This window comes from Martelella mediterranea (assembly GCF_021021415.1).
Classification (GTDB): Bacteria; Pseudomonadota; Alphaproteobacteria; order Rhizobiales; family Rhizobiaceae; genus Martelella; species Martelella mediterranea_C.
Genome location: NZ_JAINWJ010000065.1, coordinates 1 through 285, shown reverse-complemented (window position 1 = coordinate 285; position 285 = coordinate 1). Strand labels below are relative to the sequence as shown.

Here is a 285-nt window from a genome sequence, read left to right as displayed (position 1 = left end):
CATCGCGATCGGAACGATCAGCTCGACGTCAACCGTGACGTTGTCGCCCGGCATAACCATTTCCGTGCCTTCCGGCAGCGTGACAACACCGGTCACGTCCGTGGTGCGGAAGTAGAACTGCGGACGATAGTTGGTGAAGAACGGCGTATGACGACCGCCTTCATCCTTCGTCAGGATGTAGGCTTCTGCCTTGAACACGGTGTGTGGGGTAACCGAACCGGGCTTGCACAGGATCTGGCCGCGTTCGACCTGATCGCGCTGAACGCCGCGGATAAGCGCGCCGAT

Annotated in this window: 1 pseudogene; it reads right to left on the bottom strand. The window is 60.0% G+C overall.

From position 1 onward, the window contains the following. Positions 1–285 (bottom strand): annotated as a pseudogene (gene tuf, locus K7H91_RS24030) (elongation factor Tu); the annotation flags it as partial.